Annotated in this window: 19 protein-coding genes; 10 read left to right on the forward strand and 9 right to left on the reverse strand. The window is 72.6% G+C overall.

Features of this window, described 5'->3' with window-relative positions; all coding sequences use genetic code 11:
• The first annotated feature begins 18 nt into the window (after positions 1–18).
• From ACWGKT_RS19110 to ACWGKT_RS19130, 5 genes are all read left to right on the forward strand, one after another.
• On the forward strand, positions 19–2259 hold the full coding sequence (locus ACWGKT_RS19110) for a molybdopterin oxidoreductase family protein (protein ID WP_453274581.1): 2241 nt from the start codon (positions 19–21) through the stop codon (positions 2257–2259).
• A 504-nt stretch (positions 2260–2763) separates the two neighbouring features.
• Positions 2764–4104, forward strand: coding sequence for an ABC transporter ATP-binding protein (locus ACWGKT_RS19115; RefSeq protein ID WP_356152225.1), 1341 nt, complete (start codon positions 2764–2766; stop codon positions 4102–4104).
• A gap of 18 nt (positions 4105–4122) precedes the next feature.
• Entirely contained in the window at positions 4123–4566 is a 444-nt protein-coding gene (locus tag ACWGKT_RS19120) for a DUF3574 domain-containing protein (protein ID WP_235452943.1), read from the forward strand.
• Positions 4567–4657: 91 nt separating this feature from the next.
• Positions 4658–6046: an aldehyde dehydrogenase family protein gene (locus ACWGKT_RS19125; protein ID WP_453274582.1), complete on the forward strand. Its 1389-nt coding sequence runs from the start codon at positions 4658–4660 to the stop codon at positions 6044–6046.
• A gap of 14 nt (positions 6047–6060) precedes the next feature.
• The gene (locus tag ACWGKT_RS19130; protein WP_453274583.1) at positions 6061–7143 is read left to right on the forward strand and encodes a zinc-binding dehydrogenase; all 1083 of its coding nucleotides are present in this window, start codon (positions 6061–6063) and stop codon (positions 7141–7143) included.
• On the opposite strand, the gene ACWGKT_RS19135 is transcribed toward ACWGKT_RS19130, so the two are convergent.
• From ACWGKT_RS19135 to ACWGKT_RS19145, 3 genes are all read right to left on the reverse strand, one after another.
• On the reverse strand, positions 7140–8090 hold the full coding sequence (locus ACWGKT_RS19135) for a DMT family transporter (protein WP_356152254.1): 951 nt from the start codon (positions 8088–8090) through the stop codon (positions 7140–7142). The genes ACWGKT_RS19130 and ACWGKT_RS19135 overlap by 4 nt on opposite strands.
• 80 nt (positions 8091–8170) lie before the next feature.
• Positions 8171–8881 carry an ArsR/SmtB family transcription factor gene (locus ACWGKT_RS19140; RefSeq protein WP_453274584.1) on the reverse strand — a complete coding sequence of 237 codons (711 nt, stop codon included), beginning with the start codon at positions 8879–8881 and terminating at the stop codon, positions 8171–8173.
• A 47-nt stretch (positions 8882–8928) separates the two neighbouring features.
• Positions 8929–9570 (reverse strand): TetR/AcrR family transcriptional regulator, encoded by a 642-nt coding sequence (locus ACWGKT_RS19145; RefSeq protein ID WP_356152232.1) that lies wholly within the window; start codon positions 9568–9570, stop codon positions 8929–8931.
• A 101-nt stretch (positions 9571–9671) separates the two neighbouring features.
• Here ACWGKT_RS19145 and ACWGKT_RS19150 point away from each other — a divergent pair, with 101 nt between their 5' ends.
• From ACWGKT_RS19150 to ACWGKT_RS19160, 3 genes are all read left to right on the forward strand, one after another.
• Positions 9672–10823: an acyl-CoA dehydrogenase family protein gene (locus tag ACWGKT_RS19150; RefSeq protein WP_453274585.1), complete on the forward strand. Its 1152-nt coding sequence runs from the start codon at positions 9672–9674 to the stop codon at positions 10821–10823.
• A 60-nt stretch (positions 10824–10883) separates the two neighbouring features.
• Complete coding sequence (locus ACWGKT_RS19155) at positions 10884–11171, forward strand: YiaA/YiaB family inner membrane protein (RefSeq protein WP_356152236.1); 288 nt, start codon at positions 10884–10886, stop codon at positions 11169–11171.
• A gap of 73 nt (positions 11172–11244) precedes the next feature.
• Entirely contained in the window at positions 11245–11868 is a 624-nt protein-coding gene (locus tag ACWGKT_RS19160; RefSeq protein ID WP_356152238.1) for a TetR/AcrR family transcriptional regulator, read from the forward strand.
• 25 nt (positions 11869–11893) lie between these two features.
• On the opposite strand, the gene ACWGKT_RS19165 is transcribed toward ACWGKT_RS19160, so the two are convergent.
• Positions 11894–12355 (reverse strand): MaoC family dehydratase, encoded by a 462-nt coding sequence (locus ACWGKT_RS19165; protein WP_453274586.1) that lies wholly within the window; start codon positions 12353–12355, stop codon positions 11894–11896.
• Positions 12356–12472: 117 nt separating this feature from the next.
• Here ACWGKT_RS19165 and soxR point away from each other — a divergent pair, with 117 nt between their 5' ends.
• Positions 12473–13012, forward strand: coding sequence for a redox-sensitive transcriptional activator SoxR (gene soxR / locus ACWGKT_RS19170; RefSeq protein WP_356152242.1), 540 nt, complete (start codon positions 12473–12475; stop codon positions 13010–13012).
• Here the strand turns inward: soxR and ACWGKT_RS19175 are convergent.
• The 3 genes from ACWGKT_RS19175 to ACWGKT_RS19185 all read right to left on the reverse strand — a co-directional run bounded on the left by ACWGKT_RS19175 (position 12976) and on the right by ACWGKT_RS19185 (position 15623).
• The gene (locus ACWGKT_RS19175; protein ID WP_356152244.1) at positions 12976–14043 is read right to left on the reverse strand and encodes an RNA ligase (ATP); all 1068 of its coding nucleotides are present in this window, start codon (positions 14041–14043) and stop codon (positions 12976–12978) included. The genes soxR and ACWGKT_RS19175 overlap by 37 nt on opposite strands.
• An 81-nt stretch (positions 14044–14124) precedes the next feature.
• Positions 14125–14907, reverse strand: coding sequence for a 3-keto-5-aminohexanoate cleavage protein (locus tag ACWGKT_RS19180; protein WP_453274587.1), 783 nt, complete (start codon positions 14905–14907; stop codon positions 14125–14127).
• A 113-nt stretch (positions 14908–15020) separates the two neighbouring features.
• Positions 15021–15623, reverse strand: coding sequence for a hypothetical protein (locus ACWGKT_RS19185; RefSeq protein WP_453274588.1), 603 nt, complete (start codon positions 15621–15623; stop codon positions 15021–15023).
• A 259-nt stretch (positions 15624–15882) separates the two neighbouring features.
• Here ACWGKT_RS19185 and ACWGKT_RS19190 point away from each other — a divergent pair, with 259 nt between their 5' ends.
• Complete coding sequence (locus tag ACWGKT_RS19190) at positions 15883–18669, forward strand: penicillin acylase family protein (RefSeq protein WP_453274589.1); 2787 nt, start codon at positions 15883–15885, stop codon at positions 18667–18669.
• Between the two features lie 18 nt (positions 18670–18687).
• On the opposite strand, the gene ACWGKT_RS19195 is transcribed toward ACWGKT_RS19190, so the two are convergent.
• Entirely contained in the window at positions 18688–20085 is a 1398-nt protein-coding gene (locus ACWGKT_RS19195) for a serine-threonine protein kinase (protein ID WP_453274590.1), read from the reverse strand.
• 81 nt (positions 20086–20166) lie between these two features.
• A complete protein-coding gene (locus tag ACWGKT_RS19200) occupies positions 20167–21309 on the reverse strand; it encodes an exo-beta-N-acetylmuramidase NamZ family protein (RefSeq protein WP_453274616.1) in 1143 nt (380 codons plus the stop codon).
• Between the last annotated feature and the right edge of the window lie 84 nt (positions 21310–21393).

Consider the following 21393-nt stretch of genomic DNA (forward strand, 5'->3'; position numbering starts at 1 on the left):
CCGCCCCCGGGAGGACCCGTGCCCCGCACCGCCCTGCGTATCTGCCCCCTGTGCGAGGCCACCTGCGGGCTGACCCTCACCGTCGAGGGAACCCGCGTCACCGGAGCCCGCGGAGATCGCGACGACGTGTTCAGCAAGGGGTTCATCTGCCCCAAGGGCGCCTCCTTCGGCGCCGTCGACGGCGACCCCGACCGGCTGCGCGCCCCGCTCGTCCGCAAGGACGGCGAACTGCGCGAGGCCACCTGGGAGGAGGCCTTCGACGCGGTGGCGGCGGGCCTCGGGCCGGTCGTCGAGCGGTACGGCCCCGACGCCGTGGGTGTCGTCCTCGGCAACCCCAACGTGCACACCATGGCCGGCGCCCTCTACCCGACGGTGCTGCTCGGTGCCCTGCGCACCCGCAGCCTGTTCACCGCCTCCACGGTCGACCAGATGCCCAAACACGTCTCCAGCGGACTGCTCTTCGGGGATGCCAACGCCATCCCGGTCCCCGACCTGGACCACACCGACCACCTCCTCCTGATCGGTGCCAACCCCCTGGAGTCCAACGGGAGTCTGTGCACCGCACCCGACTTCCCCGGCAAGCTCAAGGCGCTCCGGGCCCGCGGCGGCACCCTCACCGTCATCGACCCGCGCCGCACCCGTACCGCGAAGCTCGCCGACCGGCACATCGCGATCCGCCCCGGCACCGACGCGTTGCTGCTCGCGGCGATGGCGCACGTGCTCTTCGAGGAGAAACTCACCGAACTCGGCGAACTGGCCCCGCACGTCCAGGGGCTCGACGAACTCCGGGACGCGATGGAGGACTTCACCCCCGAGGCCGTGGCACAGGCCTGCGACGTCGACGCGGACACGATCCGCGTCCTCGCCCGCGAACTCGCCGCCGCCCCGACCGCCGCCGTCTACGCCCGCATCGGCAGCTGCACCGTCCCGCACGGTACCCTCGCCAGCTGGCTGGTGGACGTCCTCAACATCCTCACCGGCAACCTCGACCGGCCCGGCGGCGCCCTCTTCCCGCAGGCCGCCACCGACAGGACGCCCCGCCCCGCCGGACCCGGCCACGGCTTCCAGCTCGGGCGCTGGCACTCCCGGGTGCGCCGGCACCCCGAGGCGAAGGGCGAGTTGCCGCTCTCCGCGCTCGCCGAGGAGATCGACACCCCGACCGCGGAGGGCGAGCCGGTCCGCGCCCTCATCGCGGTCGCCGCCAACCCCGTGCTCTCCGCGCCCGACGGAGCCCGGCTCGACAAGGCACTCGACTCCCTCGACTTCATGGTCAGCGTCGACCCGTACCTGAACGAGACCTCGCGCCACGCCCATGTCGTGCTGCCCCCGCCGCCGCCCTCCCAGAGCCCGCACCACGACTTCGCCTTCAACACCCTCGCCGTGCGCAACCAGGTCCGCTACACCCGCCCCGCCGTCCCCCTGGAGCCCGGCCGGATGGCCGAGTCCGAGATCCTGGCCCGGCTGATCCTCTCCGCGAGCGGCATGCACGGGGCCGACCCGTCCGCCGTCGACGCGATGGTGATCGACCAGACCCTCGGCAAGGCGGTCCGCGAGGAGCACTCGCCGGTGCACGGCCGGGACCCGAAGGAGCTGGCCGCCGAGCTCACCGGCGAGACCGGCCCCGAGCGGCGGCTCGACATGATGTTGCGCCTCGGCCCCTACGGCGACGGCTTCGGCGTACGACCCGAAGGCCTCACCCTTCAGCGACTCCTCGACCACCCGCACGGCATCGACCTCGGCCCGCTGCGCCCCCGTCTGCCGCAGCCGCTGAAGACCCGGAGCGGAAAGGTCGAGCTGCTGGCGCAGCCGATCGCGGACGACCTGCCCCGACTGCGGGCGGCGCTGGCCGAGCGCCCCGACGGGCTCGTCCTCGTCGGCCGGCGCCATCTGCGCTCCAACAACAGCTGGATGCACAACGTGCCCGCCCTCACCGGCGGCACCAACCGCTGCACCCTGCACATCCACCCCGAGGACGCGGAACGCCTCGGAGTGAGCGACGGGGCTCAGGTGCGTGTGAAGGGGGCCGGCGGAGAGGTGGTCGCCCCCGCCGAGGTCACCGACGGCGTCCGGCCCGGCGTGGTGAGCCTCCCGCACGGCTGGGGCCACGACCGGCCCGGCACCCGGCTGCGCCACGCGGCCCTGGAGCCCGGCGTCAACGTCAACCAGCTCCTCGACGGCAGCCTGCTCGACCCGCTGTCGGGCAACGCGGTCCTCAACGGCGTGACCGTCGACGTCGCCGCGCTCACCGCAACGCGGTGAGACGGCCGCTGCGCGCCCCTGCTGCCGACCCGCGTGGTCCTCATAGCCGATGGCTGCGCGCTCGGCGGCCTCGCCGACTCCCGCCGGGCGACGGCCTTCGTGCGGCGCCGGCTGACGGACCACGGGTCGCGCTGCGGTCGCCCGCGAAGTCGGCCGGCGGGTGCGACGCGGCCGGAGCCGGGGCGGCGCGACGGTCAGGGGTCCCGGTGAGCCGGAGGAGCCGCAACTGAGCGCTTCCCCGCGGGTGTTCCGCTCCGCTCCCGTGCCGAGCGGGACAAGGGGACCCGGCTCCGCCCCGCGCACCGGGGACCGGCCTCGCCCCGAATCCCCGCGTCCGTTACCCAGTCGACCTGTGACCGCCAGGACATTTCGGCACGCGTCTTCCCCCGGCCGCACACATTCCGTTAACTTCCGTGACTCACGGGCCCCGTACGACCGCACGAGGCCTTCGACCACGGAGCACCGGCACCAGCGCTCTGGAACAGCCCCCGGGGGCCAGCAGCCATGACACGCGCCATCTCCCTGCACGACGTGAGCAAGTCCTACGCGCGAGGCGTCCGCGTGGTGGACCGGCTGTCGCTGGACGTCGCCCCGGGGGAGTTCCTCGTACTGCTCGGCCCGTCCGGCTGCGGCAAGTCCACCGTGCTGCGCATGATCGCCGGGCTGGAGGAGATCGACGAGGGGGAACTGCTCCTCGACGGCGAGTACGCCAACGACCTGGCCCCGTCCGGCCGGGACATGGCGATGGTCTTCCAGAACTTCGCCCTCTACCCGAGCATGACCAGCCGCGACAACATCGGCTTCCCGCTGCGCATCGAGAGCCCCGGGGAGGACCCGGGCCCCCGGGTGGACGCGACCGCCCGCATGCTGGGCATCGAGGACCTCCTCGACCGCTATCCCAGCCAGCTCTCCGGCGGCGAGCGCCAGCGCGTCGCCATGGGCCGGGCCATCGCCCGCCACCCCTCGGCCTTCCTCATGGACGAGCCGCTGTCCAACCTCGACGCCAAGCTCCGCAACCGGCTCCGGGCCGAGATGTCCCGGCTCACCCGGGAACTGGGCGTCACCACGGTGTACGTCACGCACGACCAGGCCGAGGCCATGTCGCTCGGCGACCGGGTCGCCGTCCTGCGCGGCGGAGTGCTGCAGCAGGTCGGCACCCCGCGCTCGGTGTACGCGCTGCCCCGCAACGTCTTCGTCGCCGCCTTCATCGGCACCCCCCGCATCAACCTGTTGCAGGGCCTGGTCCGTGCCCCGCTGGACGGAGCGATGACCATCGGCCTCGGCAGGCAGGCGCTGCGCCTGCCCGAACCGCTCAGCGCGGACCACCGGTTGCTGCGCGTGCAGCAGGGCCGGGAGGTGATCGTCGGGCTGCGTTCGGAGGCGGTCCGTATCGCCAAGCCCGCCGCGGCGCGGCCGGGTGAGGTGCCGATCAGCGGACTGGTGGAGCACATGGAGTTCCAGGGTCACGAGGTGCTCGTGCACTTCAACACCGGCTCCCGGCCCGCCGTCGTACCCGAACTGGAGGCCCCCCGCCCGTCCCCGCGCCGCCCGCGCCGCCGTGCCCGCGAGGGGTTCTCCGTGCTGGGGCGGCTGCGGGAGCGGGCCGGGGCCCTGCGTGCCGGGCCGGTGGTGGTCCTGGAGAACCCGGCCGACGCCGATCCCGAACCCGCGCCGCCGGAGGGCCGGATGCCCGGCGACCTGGTCGTGCGCACCACCCCCGACATCCGGCTGCGGCACGGCATGCAGGTCCCCCTCCTCGTGGACATCGCCCACCTGTTCGTCTTCGACCAGCACGGCGAACGCATCTGCCCGTCCCCGGCGCGGCTGCCCGACCTGGACGAGTGAGCCCACTACGGATGAGGCATGCACAAGCGCCTCACCCGTACCTACCTCACCGCGGCCGGCCTCCTGCTGGCCGCCGCCCCGACCGCCTACGCCACGCTCGCCGACGCGGCCCCCTCGCCGCCGCTGCGCGGAAAGCCGTACGTGGAGACCCGGCTCTTCTTCGGCACCGCGCGCCCGGACGGCGGACCGGCCGTGACCGACGCGCAGTTCATGGACTTCGTCGACCAGCGGGTCACCCCCGGCTTCCCCGACGGCCTCACCGTGCAGAGCGGGCGCGGGCAGTGGCGGGACGCGCACGGCACGATCGAGCGGGAGCCGTCGTACGAGCTGATCCTGCTGTACCCGGTGGCGGGGGCACAGACGAGCGACCGGCGGATCGAGGAGATCCGTCTGGCCTACGAGAAGGCTTTCGGCCAGGAGTCCGTGGGCAGGGTGGACGAACGGGCGCAAGTGGACTTCTGATGTCCTGGAGCGTCCGGTGACGCCTGGCGCGGGAAAACTAACGCCGCTAGTTTGTGTGTCGGACCACGCAGCCCCGCCCGGAGGAAGCAGCATGAAGCCACACGACGGCCTGTACATCGACGGCGCCTGGCGCCCCGCGGCGGGGCAGGACCTGATCGAGGTCGTGAACCCGGCCGACGAACAGGTCATCGGCCACGTCCCGGCCGGCACCGCCCTGGACGTCGACAGCGCCGTACGGGCCGCCCGTGCCGCGCTCCCGGCCTGGGCGGCGACACCGCCCGCCGAGCGGTCCGCCCGGCTGATCGCCCTGCGGGACGTCCTCGTGGCCCGCAGGGAGGAGATCGCCGAGACGGTCACCGCGGAGCTCGGCGCACCGCTCGCGTTCTCGCAGGCGGTCCACGCGGGCGTGCCGATCGCGGTGGCCGGCTCGTACGCCGAACTCGCCGCGACCCACAGCTTCGAGGAGCGGGTCGGCAACTCGACCGTGCACCACGAACCGGTCGGCGTGGTCGGCGCGATCACCCCCTGGAACTACCCCCTCCACCAGATCGTCGCCAAGGTCGCCCCGGCGCTGGCCGCGGGCTGCACGATCGTCCTGAAGCCCGCCGAGAACACCCCGCTCACCGCCCAGCTCTTCGCCGAGGCCGTGCACGAGGCGGGCCTGCCGGCCGGGGTGTTCAACCTGGTCACCGGCCTCGGGCAGGTCGCCGGCCAGGCCCTCGCCGAGCACCCGGACGTCGACCTCGTCTCCTTCACCGGCTCCACCGCCGTCGGCCGGCACATCGGAGCGGTCGCGGGCGGGGCGGTCAAGCGGGTGGCCCTCGAACTCGGCGGCAAGTCCGCCAACGTCATCCTGCCCAGCGCCGACCTCGCCAAGGCCGTGGGCGTCGGCGTCGCCAACGTGATGTCCAACTCCGGCCAGACGTGCAGCGCATGGACGCGCATGCTGGTGCACACCTCCCAGTACGACGAGGCGGTGGAGCTGGCCGCGGCCGCCGCCGCCAAGTACGGCGACCGCATCGGGCCGGTGGTCAGTGCCCGGCAGCTGGACCGGGTGCGCGGCTACATCGAGCGGGGCGTCGCCGAGGGCGCGCGCCTGGTCGCGGGCGGCGCGCAGCCCCCGCGCGAGAAGGGCTACTTCGTGAGCCCCACCGTCTTCGCGGACGTGACGCCGCAGATGACGATCGCGCAGGAGGAGATCTTCGGCCCGGTCCTCACCGTCCTGAGGTACGAGGACGAGGAGGACGCCCTGCGCATCGCCAACGGCACGGTCTACGGCCTGGCCGGCGCCGTCTGGGCGGGCGACGAGGCGGAGGCGGTGGCCTTCGCCCGCCGTATGGACACCGGGCAGGTCGACATCAACGGCGGCCGCTTCAACCCCCTCGCCCCGTTCGGCGGTTACAAGCAGTCCGGGGTGGGCCGCGAACTCGGCGCGCACGGGCTCGCCGAATACCTCCAGACCAAGTCCCTCCAGTTCTAAGGAAGTTTTCCCTCATGGCCGTACGTGCCGCCGTTCTGCCCGCCGTCGGCGCTCCCCTGGAGGTCACCGCGATCGACCTGCCGGACCCGGGCCCCGGCCAGGTCCGGGTGCGGCTCGCCGCCGCCGGCGTCTGCCACTCCGACCTGTCCCTGTCCGACGGCACCATGCGGGTGCCGGTCCCGGCGGTCCTCGGCCACGAGGGCGCGGGGACGGTCGTCGCCGTCGGCGAGGGGGTCGCCCATGTGCGTCCCGGCGACGGCGTCGTCCTCAACTGGGCCCCGTCCTGCGGGACCTGCCACGCCTGCGCCCTCGGCGAGGTCTGGCTGTGCGCCAACGCGCTCACCGGGGCCGCCGACGTGTACGCCCGCACCGTGGACGGCACCGACCTCCACCCCGGCCTGAACGTCGCCGCGTTCGCCGAGGAGACGGTGGTCGCCGCGTCCTGCGTCCTGCCCCTGCCCGAGGGCGTGCCGCTGGTGGACGCGGCCCTGCTCGGCTGTGCCGTCCTCACCGGCTACGGTGCCGTGCACCACGCGGCGCGGGTCCAATCCGGGGAGACCGTCGCGGTGTTCGGCGTGGGCGGGGTCGGCCTCGCCACGCTCCAGGCGGCCCGGATCGCCGACGCGGCACGGATCGTCGCCGTCGACGTGTCCCCGCAGAAGGAGGAACTCGCGCGCGGCGCGGGTGCCACCGACTTCCTCCTCGCCTCCGAGAACACCCCCCGCGAGATCCGTGCCCTCACCGGCAAGCAGGGCGTCGACGTCTCCGTGGAGTGCGTGGGCCGCGCGGTCAGCATCCGGGCCGCCTGGGACTCCACGCGCCGGGGCGGCCGGACGACCGTCGTCGGCATCGGGGGCAAGGACCAGCAGGTCACCTTCAACGCCCTGGAGCTCTTCCACTGGGGACGGACCCTGTCCGGCTGCGTGTACGGCAACTGCGACCCGGCCCGTGACCTCCCGGTGCTCGCCGAGCACGTCCGGGCGGGCCGCCTGGACCTGAGCGCGCTGGTGACCGAACGGATCGCCCTGGAGGGGATCCCGGCCGCCTTCGAGAACATGCTCGCCGGCAAGGGCGGCCGGGCGCTGGTGGTGTTCTAGAAGTCCGTCGCCGGTACCCGCTCGGCCCCGGCGCGCTGCTCGGCGACAGGCTGCGCGGCCGGGGCCGGAGTCGTGCCACGTGGGCGGGAGCGTGAGACGGCCACGCCCGCGAGGCACAGCACGCCGCCGGCGAGCGTCAGCAGCCCCGGGACCTCGCCGAGGAAGAGCCAGGACATCAGGACGACCAGCGCGGGCACGGCGTAGGTCGTCGCGCCCATCCGGCTCGCCGTCGTCCGGGCCAGCGCGTAGGCCCAGGTGGTGAAGGCCAGCGCGGTCGGGAAGACGCCCAGGTAGACCATGTTGAGCGTGGCCGGGAGCGGGGCGTCGGCCGCGTCGTGGACCAACTGCCCGGCGAAGGGCAGACAGACGACCGCGCCGACCAGGCACCCGAAGGTCGTCACCTGCAGCGGGCTCGCCGAACCCAGCGCCGGCTTCTGCGCGACCACCCCGCCGGCGTACGTCACCGCGGCCAGCAGACACAGCAGCACGCCGAGCACCGAGGAACCGCCGCCCTCCGACATCGACAACCCCACGGTCACGGCACCCGCGAAGGACACCGCCAGGCCCGCGAGCAGCCTCGGCGGCAGCGGGTCCCCGAGCAGCCGGGCGCCGAGCAGCGCGATGAGCACGGGCCCGACGTTGACCACCATGGCGGCCGTGCCGGCGTCCACCTGCTGTTCGCCCCAGTTCAGGACCACCATGTAGGTGCCGAACCACAGCAGCCCGGATATCGCGATGCCGGGCCACGCCGACCGCGGCGGCAGGCCCTCCCGCCGTACGAGACAGAGCACCCCCAGCGCCAGGGAGCCGGCCAGCAGCCGGCCGAGTGCCAGAGCGCCGGGCGCGTAGTCGGCGCCCGCGCTGCGGACCGAGACGAAGGCGGAGGCCCACAGCAGCACGCTGACCGTGGCGGCGCCGGCGGCCAGGCGGGACGGGGAGACGTTCATCATGCTTCCCGAGGCTAGGAGGGGAGCGGGGTCGCCGCTCGCGGATTTCGGACGCGACGCTGCGGGGCGGACACCGCCGCTCAGCGCAGCGCCCCCGCCGGGATGCCCAGCAGGTCGGACAGGGCGTGCTCGCCCTCGGGCGTCACCTTCACGGCCCGTGCGGAGCCGATGCGTACGCACCATCCGGCGTCCAGGGTGTGGTGGCACAGGGCCGCGCCCGCCACACCGGCCAGATGGGGCCGCCGCTCGGTCCAGTCGAGGCAGGCGCGGGCCAGGGGGCGACGGGTCGCGCGGTCGAGGACGATGCCGACGGAGCCGAACCAGCCGACCCCGGCGTCCGTGAGCGCGAACCCGGTGTCCTGCCGGAGCAGCCCGCGCGCCGTCAGCGCGTCCGTGAGCGCGATGCCCAGCCGCCCGGCGAGGTGGTCGTAGCAGGTGCGGCCGCGGGCCATCGCGGAACCGGCGCTCGACTCCCGCAGCGTGCGCGGCGGCCGGGCGGTGCCGGGGCCGGCCTGGGCCGCGAGGTCCTCCACCAGCTGTGCGACACGCGCGTCGGCCAGCCGGACGTACCGGTGGCGGCCCTGGCGCTCCTCGGTCAGCAGGCCGCCCGCGACCAGCTTGCCCAGGTGCTCGCTCAGCGTGGACGGCGCGACCCCCGCGTGCCGGGCCAGCTCACCGGCGGTCCAGGCCCGCCCGTCGAGCAGCGCGAGCAGACACGCGGCCCGCGTCTCGTCGGCGATCAGAGCCGCGAGGGCGGCGAGCCCGGGTGCCTGGGCGTCCTTGGCGGTCATGCACCCCAGAATGCGGTACGGACACTACGGCGGGCGCCGAAGGATCGTTACGCGCTCTCGCCGACCTGCGCGTACTGCTGCGCCAGCCCGTCCAGCAGGGCCGTCAGCCCCGTCTCGAAGGCCCGCTCGTCGATCTTCTCCTGCTGTTCGGCGAGGAGGTGCGCCTGCCCGAGGTGAGGGTAGTCGGCGGGGTCGTAGGCGCTCGCGTCGTCCACGAAGCCCCCGGCGAAGGAGCCGAGCGCGGAGCCCATGATGAAGTACCGCATCAGCGCGCCGATGGAGGTGGCCTGCGCGGGCGGCCAGCCGGCGCCGACCATCGCGCCGTACACGGCGTCGGCCAGCCGCAGTCCGGCGGGGCGGCGGCCGGGCCCGCGGGCGAGGACCGGGACGATGTTCGGGTGGTCGCGCAGGGCGGCTCGGTAGGAGACGGCCCAGTCGTGCAGGGCGGTCCGCCAGTCCCGGCCGTTGTCGAACATCGACAGGTCGACCTGGCCGCTCACCGAGTCCGCGACCGCCTCCAGGATCTCGTCCTTGGTGCGGAAGTGGTTGTAGAGCGAGGGCCCGCTCACGCCCAGTTCGGCGGCGAGCCGACGGGTGGAGACGGCCGCCAGGCCCTCCGCGTCCACGAGTTCGCGTGCCGTCTCGACGATCCGGTCGGTGTTCAGGAGGGGCTTGCGCGGTCGGGCCATGGCGCACATAGTAGGGCTGCGGCTAGAAACTAGCAGTGCTAATTTAAATGTGCGGCTTTCAAGATCTGCCGTGTTTCCGTCATCTGTGGGGTGATCTCGTCGTGAACCTGGAGCTCAGCGAGGAGCAGACCGCCGTCCGGCAGCTCGCCCGGGACTTCGTGGAGCGGGAGGTCGCTCCGTACGCGGTCGCCTGGGACCGGGCCGAGGAGGTCGACCGGGGCATCGTGAAGAAGCTCGGCGCGCTCGGCTTCCTGGGCCTGACCGTCGACGAGGAGTACGGCGGCTCGGGTGGCGACCACCTGGCGTACTGCCTGGTCACGGAGGAGCTGGGCCGGGGCGACTCCTCGGTCCGGGGGATCGTGTCCGTCTCCCTCGGCCTCGTCGCGAAGTCCGTCGCGGCCTGGGGGAGCGAGGAGCAAAAGCGCCGCTGGCTGCCCGGCCTCACGTCCGGCGAGTACGTCGGCTGCTTCGGCCTGACCGAACCGGGCACCGGGTCCGACGCGGGCAACCTCGCCACCCGGGCCGTGCGCGACGGCGACGAGTACGTCATCAACGGCACCAAGATGTTCATCACGAACGGCACCTGGGCCGACGTCGTGCTGCTCTTCGCCCGCTCCACGGACGCCCCCGGCCACAAGGGCGTCTCCGCCTTCCTCGTGCCCACCGACACCCCGGGCCTGACCCGCAACGCCGTCCACGGCAAGCTCGGCCTGCGCGGCCAGGCCACCGCCGAGCTGGTCCTTCAGGACGTGCGGGTGCCGGCCTCGGCGATGCTGGGCGAGGAGGGCAAGGGCTTCTCCGTCGCCATGTCCGCGCTCGCCAAGGGGCGCATGTCGGTCGCCGCGGGCTGCGTGGGGATAGCCCAGGCGGCGCTGGACGCGGCGGTCCGGTACGCCGGGGAGCGCGAACAGTTCGGCAGGTCCATCGCCCACCACCAGCTGGTGCAGGAGCTCCTCAGTGACATCGCGGTCGACGTGGACGCGGCCCGGCTGCTGACCTGGCGGGTCGCCGACCTGGTCGACCGCGGCCTGCCCTTCGCCACCGAGTCCTCCAAGGCCAAGCTCTTCGCCTCCGAGGCCGCCGTTCGGGCCGCCAACAACGCCCTCCAGGTCTTCGGCGGCTACGGCTACATCGACGAGTACCCGGCGGGCAAGCTCCTGCGCGACGCCCGCGTGATGACCCTCTACGAGGGCACCAGCCAGATCCAGAAACTGCTCATCGGGCGGGCGCTGACGGGGGTTTCGGCGTTCTGAGTACGTTTCTGAGTATCCCGGCGGATGTGGTGACCGCCACATCCGCGGACCGTGGTGTCCATGAGTGAGACACCGGTCAAGCAGCAGAGCACGGCCGCCTTCTACGGCCAGGCGGTCGCCTCCTTCGCCATCGCGATGGCGGCCACGTCCATCGGCATCTACCGGCTGGACACCGACGCCTGGGTCCGGGCCTTCCTGGCCGTCGCGGTCCTGTACCTCGTCACCTCGGCCTTCACTCTGGCCAAGGTGATCAGGGACCGGCAGGAGGCCGGGCAGATCGTGAGCCGGGTCGACCAGGCGCGGCTGGAGAAGCTCCTGGCCGAACACGATCCCTTCGAGAAGATCTGAGCAGGCACTCTAAGCGGCCGCTCAGCTTCGGCGGTATGGTGTAGCTCCTGTCACCGAGAGGGGCGAGAAAGCGATGAGTACGGCGGAGGAGACGACCGGCGGCGAGGTCGAGCCGTGGGAAGAGGTCACCCCTGAGGCGGCCCGGCGCCTGCTGGTCGCGGCCGTGGAGGCCTTCGCCGAGCGCGGCTACCACGCGACGACGACCCGCGACATCGCGGGTCGCGCGGGCATGAGCCCGGCCGCGCTCTACATCCATTACAAGACCAAGGAAGAGCTGCTCCACCGGATCAGCCGGATCGGTCACGACAGGGCCCTGGACATCCTGCGGACGGCCGCGCGCCGCGAGGGCAGCGCCCCGGAGCGGCTCGCGGACGCCGTCAGCTCCTTCGTCCGCTGGCACGCCGGGCGGCGCACCACCGCCCGTGTCGTGCAGTACGAGCTGGACGCGCTCGGGCCTGACGCCCGGGCCGAGATCCTCGATCTGCGCCGCCAGGTCGACGGTGAGGTGCGCGGGATCATCCAGGAGGGCGTCGAGTCCGGCGAGTTCGACGTCCTGGACGTGCACGGCACCACCCTCGCCGTGCTGTCCCTGTGCATCGACGTGGCCCGCTGGTTCAACGTGGACGGCCCCCGGACGCCCGAGGAGGTCGGCGCGCTCTACGCCGACCTCGTGCTGCGGATGGTCGGCGCGAAGTAGGCGCCGGCCCGCCGGGCGGTGCGGCTCAGAAGTAGTAGCGGGCCACCGACTCCGCGACGCAGACCGGCTTGTCGCCGCCCTCGCGCTCCACGGTGAACGCCACGCTCAGCTGGACGCCGCCGGTGACGTCCTCGACGCCGGTGATCGTCGCCGTGGCGCGCAGCCGGGAGCCGACCGGCACGGGAGCGGGGAAACGGACCTTGTTCGTCCCGTAGTTGACGCCCATCCGCACGCCCTGGACCGAGATCAGCTGCGGGCCGAAGAGGGGGAGCAACGACAGGGTGAGGTAGCCGTGCGCGATGGTCGTCTTGAACGGGCCCAGGGCGGCCTTCTCCGGATCGACGTGGATCCACTGGTGGTCGCCGGTGGCGTCCGCGAAGAGGTCGATCCGCTTCTGATCGATCTCCACCCAGTCGGTGTGCCCCAGCTGCTCGCCGACGGCCGCCCTCAGCTCGTCGGGGGAGGTGAAGATCCTCGGTTCTGCCATGTTCCCGGCCTCTCGCGTCGCTTGCCTCGGTCGCATGTCTAAGCAACTGCTTAGCATGGTCGGGAGCGGGGCCGATGTCAACGGACCGCGACGGGGGCGATGGGTAGGCTCTGAGAGGTGCCCCAGATTCCCGAGAAGATCCACGAGCTGACCGTCGGCCAGTTGTCCGCGCGCAGCGGCGCCGCCGTCTCCGCCCTGCGCTTCTACGAGTCCAAGGGCCTCATCCACAGCCGCCGCACCACCGGCAACCAGCGCCGCTACAGCCGCGACACCCTGCGCCGCGTCGCCTTCGTACGGGCCGCCCAGCGCGTCGGCATCCCGCTGGCCACGATCCGCGAGGCCCTCGCCGAGCTCCCCGAGGAGCGCACCCCGACCCGCGAGGACTGGGCCCGCCTGTCCAAGGCCTGGCGCGCCGAACTCGACGAGCGCATCCAGCAGTTGCACCGCCTGCGCGACCACCTCACCGACTGCATCGGCTGCGGCTGCCTCTCCCTCGACAGCTGCGTCCTGTCCAACCCGGACGACGCGGTGGGGGAACGGGGGCCTGGGTCGCGGCTGCTGGTGGAAGACCGGAGCAGTCGCCCGGCGCCCACACCGGCACCGGGCGACTGCTGCCCCGCTCACTCGTACTCGGTCCCGCCCTTGCGGGTCAGGTAGGCCGGGCCGACCGCCTTCGCGATGGCCCGCCCTCCGGTCACCTGGCTGTACCGCTCGACGGCCGGGCGTATCACCACGCCCTCCCGGATGTGCAACTCCCGCCCGGACACCGTCTCCCGGCCGCCGGCGAACTCCAGCACCCGCTCGATGTCGTACGGCCCCTCGAAGAGCCGCGGCACCAACGGCAGCTCCCCGTCCAGCAGCGCCGCGGCGTCCAGCCAGCGCACGGACCCGTCGATCTCGGCGGACACGTCGAACACCGCGAACCCGAGCGTGTCGCGCCGGCCGTCGGCCCCGTACGTCAGGTCCTGGACCCCCGCGCCGTACACCTCGCCGAAGATGCCGACCCGCCGGGCCCCGAGCCGCTCGGCGAGCCGCGCCGCCGCCTCGGCGACGCCGTGGCCGTGCACCGCCCGCCAGTACAGGTTCCGCGGATCCTCCCTCAGGGCCAGGGACTTGGCGCCGAAGCCCTTCGAGGTGACGTACACCCGGTCCTCGTCGGCGAGATACGTCAGCAGGCACGCGGAGCCGTGCAGCTTCTCGGTCAGGACCACGGGCTCGCCCGGGGTGAAGACGTCCGGGTAGCGCTGGATGTTCTCGATGTCGACCCAGGGCAGCAGTTCGGGCGCCGACTCGACCTCACCGCTCATGGTCGGCGGGATCGGCGGCACCCACTTGGTGATGCCGAGCCGCTCCGCGAAGTCCGTGCCGTCGGCCGCGGCGCGGGCCAGGTCGACGTCCGCGAGCGCCTCGGGCCGGCAGACGATGCCCTGCGACAGCTCCCCGCGCAGCCGCACCGCCTTGACCCGGTCGGACGCGCTGCCCGCCAGCCGTCCGGTCAGCCCCAGCTCCTCGATCAGCTCCGCCGGAAGCACGGACTGCTCGGGGATGTAGACGGCGGCCTCGCCGGTGCGGTACGCGCCCTTGGCGACGACGGCGCGGTACAGCCCCACTTGGGCCAGTTCGAGCGCGTCGGCGTTCGGATGTTCGTGGACGGTCAGCACTTCGGCGGTGACGCGCAGCGTCGACATCGGGGACTCCCAGGACGTGGTCGTTCAGGCGTGTTGCATCGCCTCCCACTGTCCGGACGGGAAACGGCTGGAGCGAGCGGATTATCCGTTGCTAGAGTCCCGCCCTTGGGCCGCCGACCCGTACTGGAGCAGCCCCTCCGTCACCAACTGGGCGTTCGAGGCGGCCGGTCCGCCGTCCGGCAGCAGCAGGGTGTCCTCCAGCCCGATGCGGGTCGCCAGCCCCAGCCGTCCGGCCAGCCGCAGGACGGGCCAGGCACCGCCCTCCTCGCCGTGCAGCAGCACCGGGCGGCCGTGGGCGGGACCGAGGTCCGCCAGCAGCCGGCGCGCCGACTGCGGTGCGGTGTCCGGGTCCGGGTCGGTCACCTCCGCGAGCACGCGCAGCACCTTCGGGCCCAGCGGCGAGGCGGTGAACCGGGCCGCCGCGTCCGTACCGGACCAGATGCCCGCCTCCACCCGCACACCGAGGGCGATCAGCCGCGCGGCGAGCTCCTCCGCACCCTCCTCGTGCCAGTTGACCGAGGCGTGGTCGGGCAGTGGCGCGCGCCAGCCCCGCACCCTCCCCCACGCTCGAACACGCTCGCGCGGGGGCACCCCCATCAGACGGGCCGCCGGATCCGGCTCGGCCCAGGCGCCCGTGGTCACTCCCACCGGCACCGCGACCCGGGCCCGTATCGCCTCGACGGTCGCCGCCACCACGCGCGGGGAGAGACTGTCCTGTCCGCACGGCGTCCTGGGATGTACGTGAATGTCCGTGGCCCCGGCCGTCACGGCCAGCGCCGCCGCCTCGGCCAACGCCTCCGGGGACAGGGGCACACTCGCGCCGTCGGCGCCCCCGCGACGTCCGTTGAGACACACCTGCACCATGCTCCGATGGTGACAGCCGCCACCGATGCGGGTCCACAGCCGCCGCTGCGCGGACAACGCTCCGCAGCCGAACGGGAGGGGGTGCGGCATCCCCGGCGCACCCCCGGAATACCTCAGGCCGACACGAGCAGCCTGCCGCGCCTGGCGTAGGCCAGCGCCTCGGGTGTGAGCACGGGGCGGGGCACCAGAATCCCGCAGTCCGCGCAGACCGGACCCGTCGAGGGTTCGTGGTCCAGGTCGTACTTCCAGACGAGCCGCTCCCCGTGGCACACCGGGCAGGTCGAACCCGGTTCGCGCTCCAGGGCGGCGATCAGCCGTCGCAGCACCTCGGCCAGGGGCTCGTCGGGGTGGACACGTGGATCGTCGCACCAGGCGACGCCGAAGCCGCCCCAGGTCAGCCGGTGCCAGTCGTCCACGCTGCCCGGACGGCGCAGCCCGTCGTGCTTCTCCTTCTTGCGACGCTCGGCGAACTCGGCCTCGTAGGCCAGCCAGACCGCCCGCGCCTCCTCCAGCTCGTCCAGCGCGGCCACGAGCCGCGCCGGATCGGGGGAGCGGTCCTCGGGTCCGAACCCGCCCCGGGCGCACAGGTGGTCCCAGGTCGCCCTGTGTCCGTAAGGCGCGAACCGCTCAAGGCACTTACGCAGCGAGTAGCGCCGCAGCGCCAGGTCGCACCGCGGATCTCGTACCTGTCTCGCCAAACTCCGGAAACCGGCCATGGCCCTGCACCTCCGTCACACCTGCACCTGTACTTCGGTCACTTCGGCGTCGTCGTGCCCACTTCGCGCGACGTTGCCGTATAGACGTGTCGACACCCGATCCGGCTCCATTCGATTTCCGATGCCGTCCATAAGACCTCCCGGGTTGACCGCCGAGCGGCAACGGCCCGGGCGACTCCAAAAAGTGACGCATGTTCATCTTCAATCTCGGGGATACCGGCGGTAACGTCCCGCCAACCCCCGTTCCTCAGGAGCTGCCATGGCACGGCGCACCCCACGAAATGCGTTGTTCACCAGACTGAGAACTCCCCGCGGGCTCACCGGGTTCCTGAAAACGGCATCCGTATGCGTCCTGGTCGCGGGCCTGCTGTCCCCGCTCACCCAGGCGACCGCCACCGCGGCGACCGCCTCCAACGACTATTGCGGCGGCCAGTGTTCGGACATCCTGCCGCCCGGCGAGAACGGCAACGCCACCCTCGCCCAGATCCTCCTGAACCAGGTGTTCGGCACCCAGCCCGACCACGCGGAGGACCAGCTCGGCCCGTACGCCAACCTGGCCTCGGGCTACTCCGGGCTGACCGACGCGAAGATGAACACCTTCTTCAACGACGCCTCGTTCGGGGTCGCCTCCGACCAGGTCGCCTCCACCGAGAAGCCGGCCGGCCGCGGCGACGTGACGATCGTCCGCGACAAGAAGACCGGTGTGCCGCACATCACCGGCACCACCCGGTACGGCACCGAGTTCGGCGCCGGGTACGCGGCGGCCGAGGACCGGCTGTGGCTGATGGACGTCTTCCGCCACGTGGGCCGCGGCGGGCTGACCTCCTTCGCGGGCGGCGCGCCCAGCAACCAGGGCCTGGAGCAGGAGTTCTACCGCAACGCCCCCTACACCGAGGCCGACCTCCAGGCGCAGATCGACAACGCCGTCGCGAACAACGGCGCCCGCGGCCAGCGGGCCCTCGCCGACGCAGTCGCCTACCTCGCCGGCATCAACGCCTACATCGACGCCTCCGACAGCGGCCGCTACTTCCCCGGCGAGTACGTCCTGACCGGCCACAAGGACGCGATCACCAACGCCGGCACCATCGAGCACTTCAAGATCACCGACCTGGTGGCGCTGGGCTCGGTCATCGGCTCGCTCTTCGGCTCCGGCGGCGGCGGTGAGGTCAACAACGCGCTCTCCCTGATCGCCGCCCAGTCCAAGTACGGCGTCCAGGAGGGCACCAAGGTCTGGGAGTCCTTCCGCGAGCGCAACGACGCCGAGGCCGTCCTCACCGTCCACAACGGCGAGAGCTTCCCGTACGCCATCAGGCCGGACAGCCCCCAGGGCGAGGCGATGCCCGACGCCGGTTCGGTGACCCAGGAGCCGCTGGTCTACGACCGCACCGGCAGCGCGGCCACGGCCACGGCGACCGGCGCCTCCGCCACGGCGGCCAGGGCGACGCTCGGTTCCGCCAAGCGCGGCATGTCCAACGCCCTGGTGGTGAGCGGCAAGTACACCGCGAGCGGCCATCCGGTCGCCGTCTTCGGCCCGCAGACCGGCTACTTCGCCCCGCAGCTGCTGATGCTCCAGGAGATCCAGGGCCCCGGCATCAGCGCCCGAGGCGCCTCCTTCGCCGGCCTGAGCATGTACGTCGAACTCGGCCGCGGCCAGGACTACTCCTGGAGCGCGACGACCTCCGGCCAGGACATCATCGACACCTACGCGGTCGAACTGTGCCAGGACGACTACCACTACCTGTACCACGGCACCTGCACGGCCATGGACAAGGTCGAGCAGAAGAACGCCTGGAAGCCGACCACGGCCGACGGCACCCCGGCCGGCTCGTACACGATGCGGGTCTGGCGCACCAAGTACGGACCCGTCGAGTACCGCGCGACCGTCGGCGGCAAGAAGGTGGCCTACACCACCCTGCGCTCCTCGTACCTGCACGAGGCCGACTCGATCATCGGCTTCCAGATGCTGAACGACCCCGACTACGTCAAGGGTCCGAAGGACTTCCAGAGCGCGGCGCAGCACATCAACTACACCTTCAACTGGTTCTACGCCGACTCCCAGCACACCGCCTACTACAACAGCGGTGACAACCCGGTGCGGGCGAGCGGTGTGGACGCCGAGTTCCCGGTATGGGGGCAGCCCGCGTACGAGTGGAAGAACTGGAACCCGGCCACGAACACGGCCGACTACACCCCGGCCTCCGCCCACCCCAACTCCCTGGACCAGGACTACTACGTCTCCTGGAACAACAAGCAGGCCAAGGACTACACGACCGCGTCCTGGGGCGACGGGTCGGTGCACCGCGGCAACCTGTTGGAGGACCGGGTGAAGAAACTGGTCGCGGCCGGCGGGGTGACCCGGTCGGCGCTGGCGAAGGCCATGGCCGACGCGGCCGTTGCCGACCTGCGGGCCGAGGACGTGCTGCCGAAGCTGCTCAAGGTCGTCAACAGCTCGCCGGTGACCGACTCCACGGCCGCCGCGGCGGTGAGCAAGCTGCAGGCCTGGGTGACGGCGGGCGCCAAGCGCACGGAGACCTCGGCCGGTTCGAAGACCTACGCCGACGCGGACGCGATCCGGATCCTGGACGCGTGGTGGCCGCTGCTGGTGAAGGCCGAGTTCGAGCCCGGTCTGGGCAGCGACCTGTACGGCGCGTTCGGCAACAACCTGCCGATCGACGAGGCCCCGTCGGCCGGTCACGGCCCGACCGGCTCGCACGCCGGCAGCTCCTTCCAGTACGGCTGGTGGAGCTATGTCGACAAGGACATCCGGGCGGTGCTCGGTGAGTCCGTGCAGGGCGGGCTCGCGCAGAAGTACTGCGGCGCGGGGAGCGTGAGCTCCTGCCGGGACATCCTGATCGGCACGCTCAAGACGGCGGCAGGCCTGACCGCCGCCCAGGTCTACCCTGGCGACGACCAGTGCTCGGCGGGTGACCAGTGGTGCGCCGACTCGATCGTCCAGCGCACCCTGGGCGGCATCAAGCACGGCAGGATCAGCTGGCAGAACCGGCCGACGTTCCAGCAGGTCGTGGAGTACACGTCGCACCGGTGACCCGAACCTGGCGGCGGGTCATGCGATGCGCCCCGCCGCCAGGACCAGCTGGGCCAGTTGGGCGTGCACGATGTCGCTGTGCGCGCCCGCCGGCGGCCCGCCGCGGTTGACCACCGCCGCCGCGTCGACGTTGACGCAGCCCGACCGGGGCAGCGGACCGCGCAGCGCCTCGGCGAGGTCCATCGAGGCCGTCCCCGCGACCGCCTGGACGCCGTCGTGCCCCATCGCACCCCACTTGGTGCCCAGCGCCCGCCCGAGGTCGAAGCCCGCGAAGGACCGGTCGCCGCCGGCCGGCCCCAAGTCCGTGAACGAGCGGTCGTCGTCCGCCATCCGCGAGGCCAGCGGATACATGGTGCTGAGCGCCTGGTCGTGGCGCGAGTAGCAGCACACCAGCGGGCCGTCGACCCGGTTGTGCTGGCCCTCCAGGGCCCCGCACACGTGCAGGTCGTGCGGCAGTCGGGCCGCGAACGCGTAGTGGGAGAAGGCACCTTGGAGCAGGGTCACGGACTTCACCGTGCGCACGCCCTCCGGCAGTCCGCGCAGCGCGAAGGACACCAGCCGGCCGCCGAAGCTGTGCCCGACCAGATGCACCCGGACGTCCGGCGCCGCACCGGCCAACTGCCCGACGACCCGCCCCAGTCCGCGCTCCCCGACGGTCCCGGCGCGCCGCTTCATCGCGTAGTACGTAGCCTGCCGCAGCAGCTCGCGCGCGCCGTTCCAGGGGTTGGGCAGCGCGAACCCGGCCACCGCCACCGTCGGATCCGGCTCCGGCGTCCCGGCCTCGCCGTCGGCGGACCCGAGACTCGCCAGGGCCTGCGCGAACTCCTCGCACAGCGCCACCGTGTCCCCGGTGAACAGCATGGGCTCACTCTGCGGCACACCCTCCGCCAGCGTGTCCGCCGCGAACAGCGGCTGCGGCCCGCCCGGCACCACCTCGACCAGCAGCCGCACCAGCCGCCCGAACTCCTCCAGTTCGGCCTCCTCGCGCGGCTGCTGGTCCAGCATCCGGGCGATCTGGTCGACCACGGTCGCGCGCCCGGGGAAGGTCTCCAGGAGCGCGTGCCGGGTGTCCTTGTCCAGGGCGTGCGGCGGCCCGGTCTCGGCCGCCACGGCCACCGCGGACTTCGGGAAATCCGGGATCGGCTCGTCCGAGAACCGCATCGAGGGCCACACCACGCCCACGTAGCCGATCCGGGCATGCGGTGCGAGCCCGGGGATCGGGGCGAAGAAGTGGCTGTAGAGCGCGGTCGCGCCCGAGCGGTCGTTGTTCCAGCCGTGCGCGAAGACGATCAGGTCGTGTACGCCGCGCGCCGTGACCTCCCGCAGCAGCCTGTCCCGCTCGCGGCCGTCCACGTCCCCGTCCGCGTCGAAAGCCAGCTCCCAGTAGGGAGTCACGCTCATCCCAGGATCCGCCATGACAGGCTCCCTCGTCCCCCGAAGCGGTGCGATGTGGGCGCATCGTCCCGCCACCGGGCAAGGTTGGCCATACGTCGCGGCTCACCTGTAGAGCAGATATTTCGTTCGAATGCCTCGGAACGCCGTCAGCTCCTCCTGCCAGGCGGCGACCACCTCGTCCGTGCCCGCTCCCGCGTCGATCATCGTGCGCACGCGGGTGGAGCCCGTGAGCTTGTCGATCCAGTTGTCGGAGCGCCAGCCGAAGCCGCTCCAGACCTTCTTGGCGGTCACCAGGAGTCCGATCCCGGTGCGTACCGGGTCGTAGGCGGCCCGGTCGTGCACATGGACCTGCACGCCCCCGACGGTCTTGCCCTGGAACTTGGAGAAGGTGGGCGCGAAGTACGCCTCCCTGAAGTGGACGCCGGGCAGCCCGAGTTCGTTGGCCGCGGCGGCCCAGCGCCCGTCGATGTTCTCCGCGCCGAGCAGTTCGAAGGGCCGGGTGGTGCCGCGCCCCTCGGACAGGTTGGTGCCCTCGAACAGACCCGTGCCCGAGTAGACGAGGGCGGTGTCCGGGGTCGGCATGTTCGGGCTGGGCGGCACCCAGGGCAGCCCGGAGGCGTCGTAGAAGTCCGTGCGCTTCCAGCCCGTCATCTGGACGGTCTCCAGCGGCACCGGCGCGCTCAGGAACTCCGCGTTGAACAGCCGCGCCAGCTCGGCGACCGTCATCCCGTGCGCCTGGGCGATCGGCTCACGGCCCACGAAGGAGGCGAACTCCTTGTGCAGCACCGGACCTTGGGCCGAGCGCCCGGTCACCGGGTTCGGCCGGTCGAGCACCACGAACCGGCGGCCCGCCAGCCGCGCCGCCTCCATGCAGTCGTACAGGGTCCAGATGTACGTGTAGAAGCGGGCCCCGGCGTCCTGGATGTCGAAGACCACGGTGTCCACCCCGGACGCCGTGAACACGTCGGCCAGCGGCCGGCCGCTCTTCAGGTACGTGTCGTAGACGGGGAGGCCGGTCGCCGGGTCGTCGTACCTGCCCTCCGAGCCGCCCGCCTGAGCGGTGCCGCGGAAGCCGTGCTCGGGGCCGAAGACGGCGGTGAGCTTCACACGCGGGTCGGCGTGCATGACGTCGACGATGTGCCGTACGTCCCGGGTCACGCCGGTGGGATTGGTGACGATGCCGACCCGCTGCCCCTTGAGCAGGGCGTACCCGTCCGCGGCGAGCCGCTCGAAGCCGGTGCTCAGCCGGGGCGAGCGGGGGGGCCCGGCGGCGGGGGGCCCCGGGGCCCGCGCCCCCCCCCCCGGGGGGCCCCCCCCCCCCCCCCCACG

Source organism: Streptomyces sp. NPDC054794, from assembly GCF_053611585.1.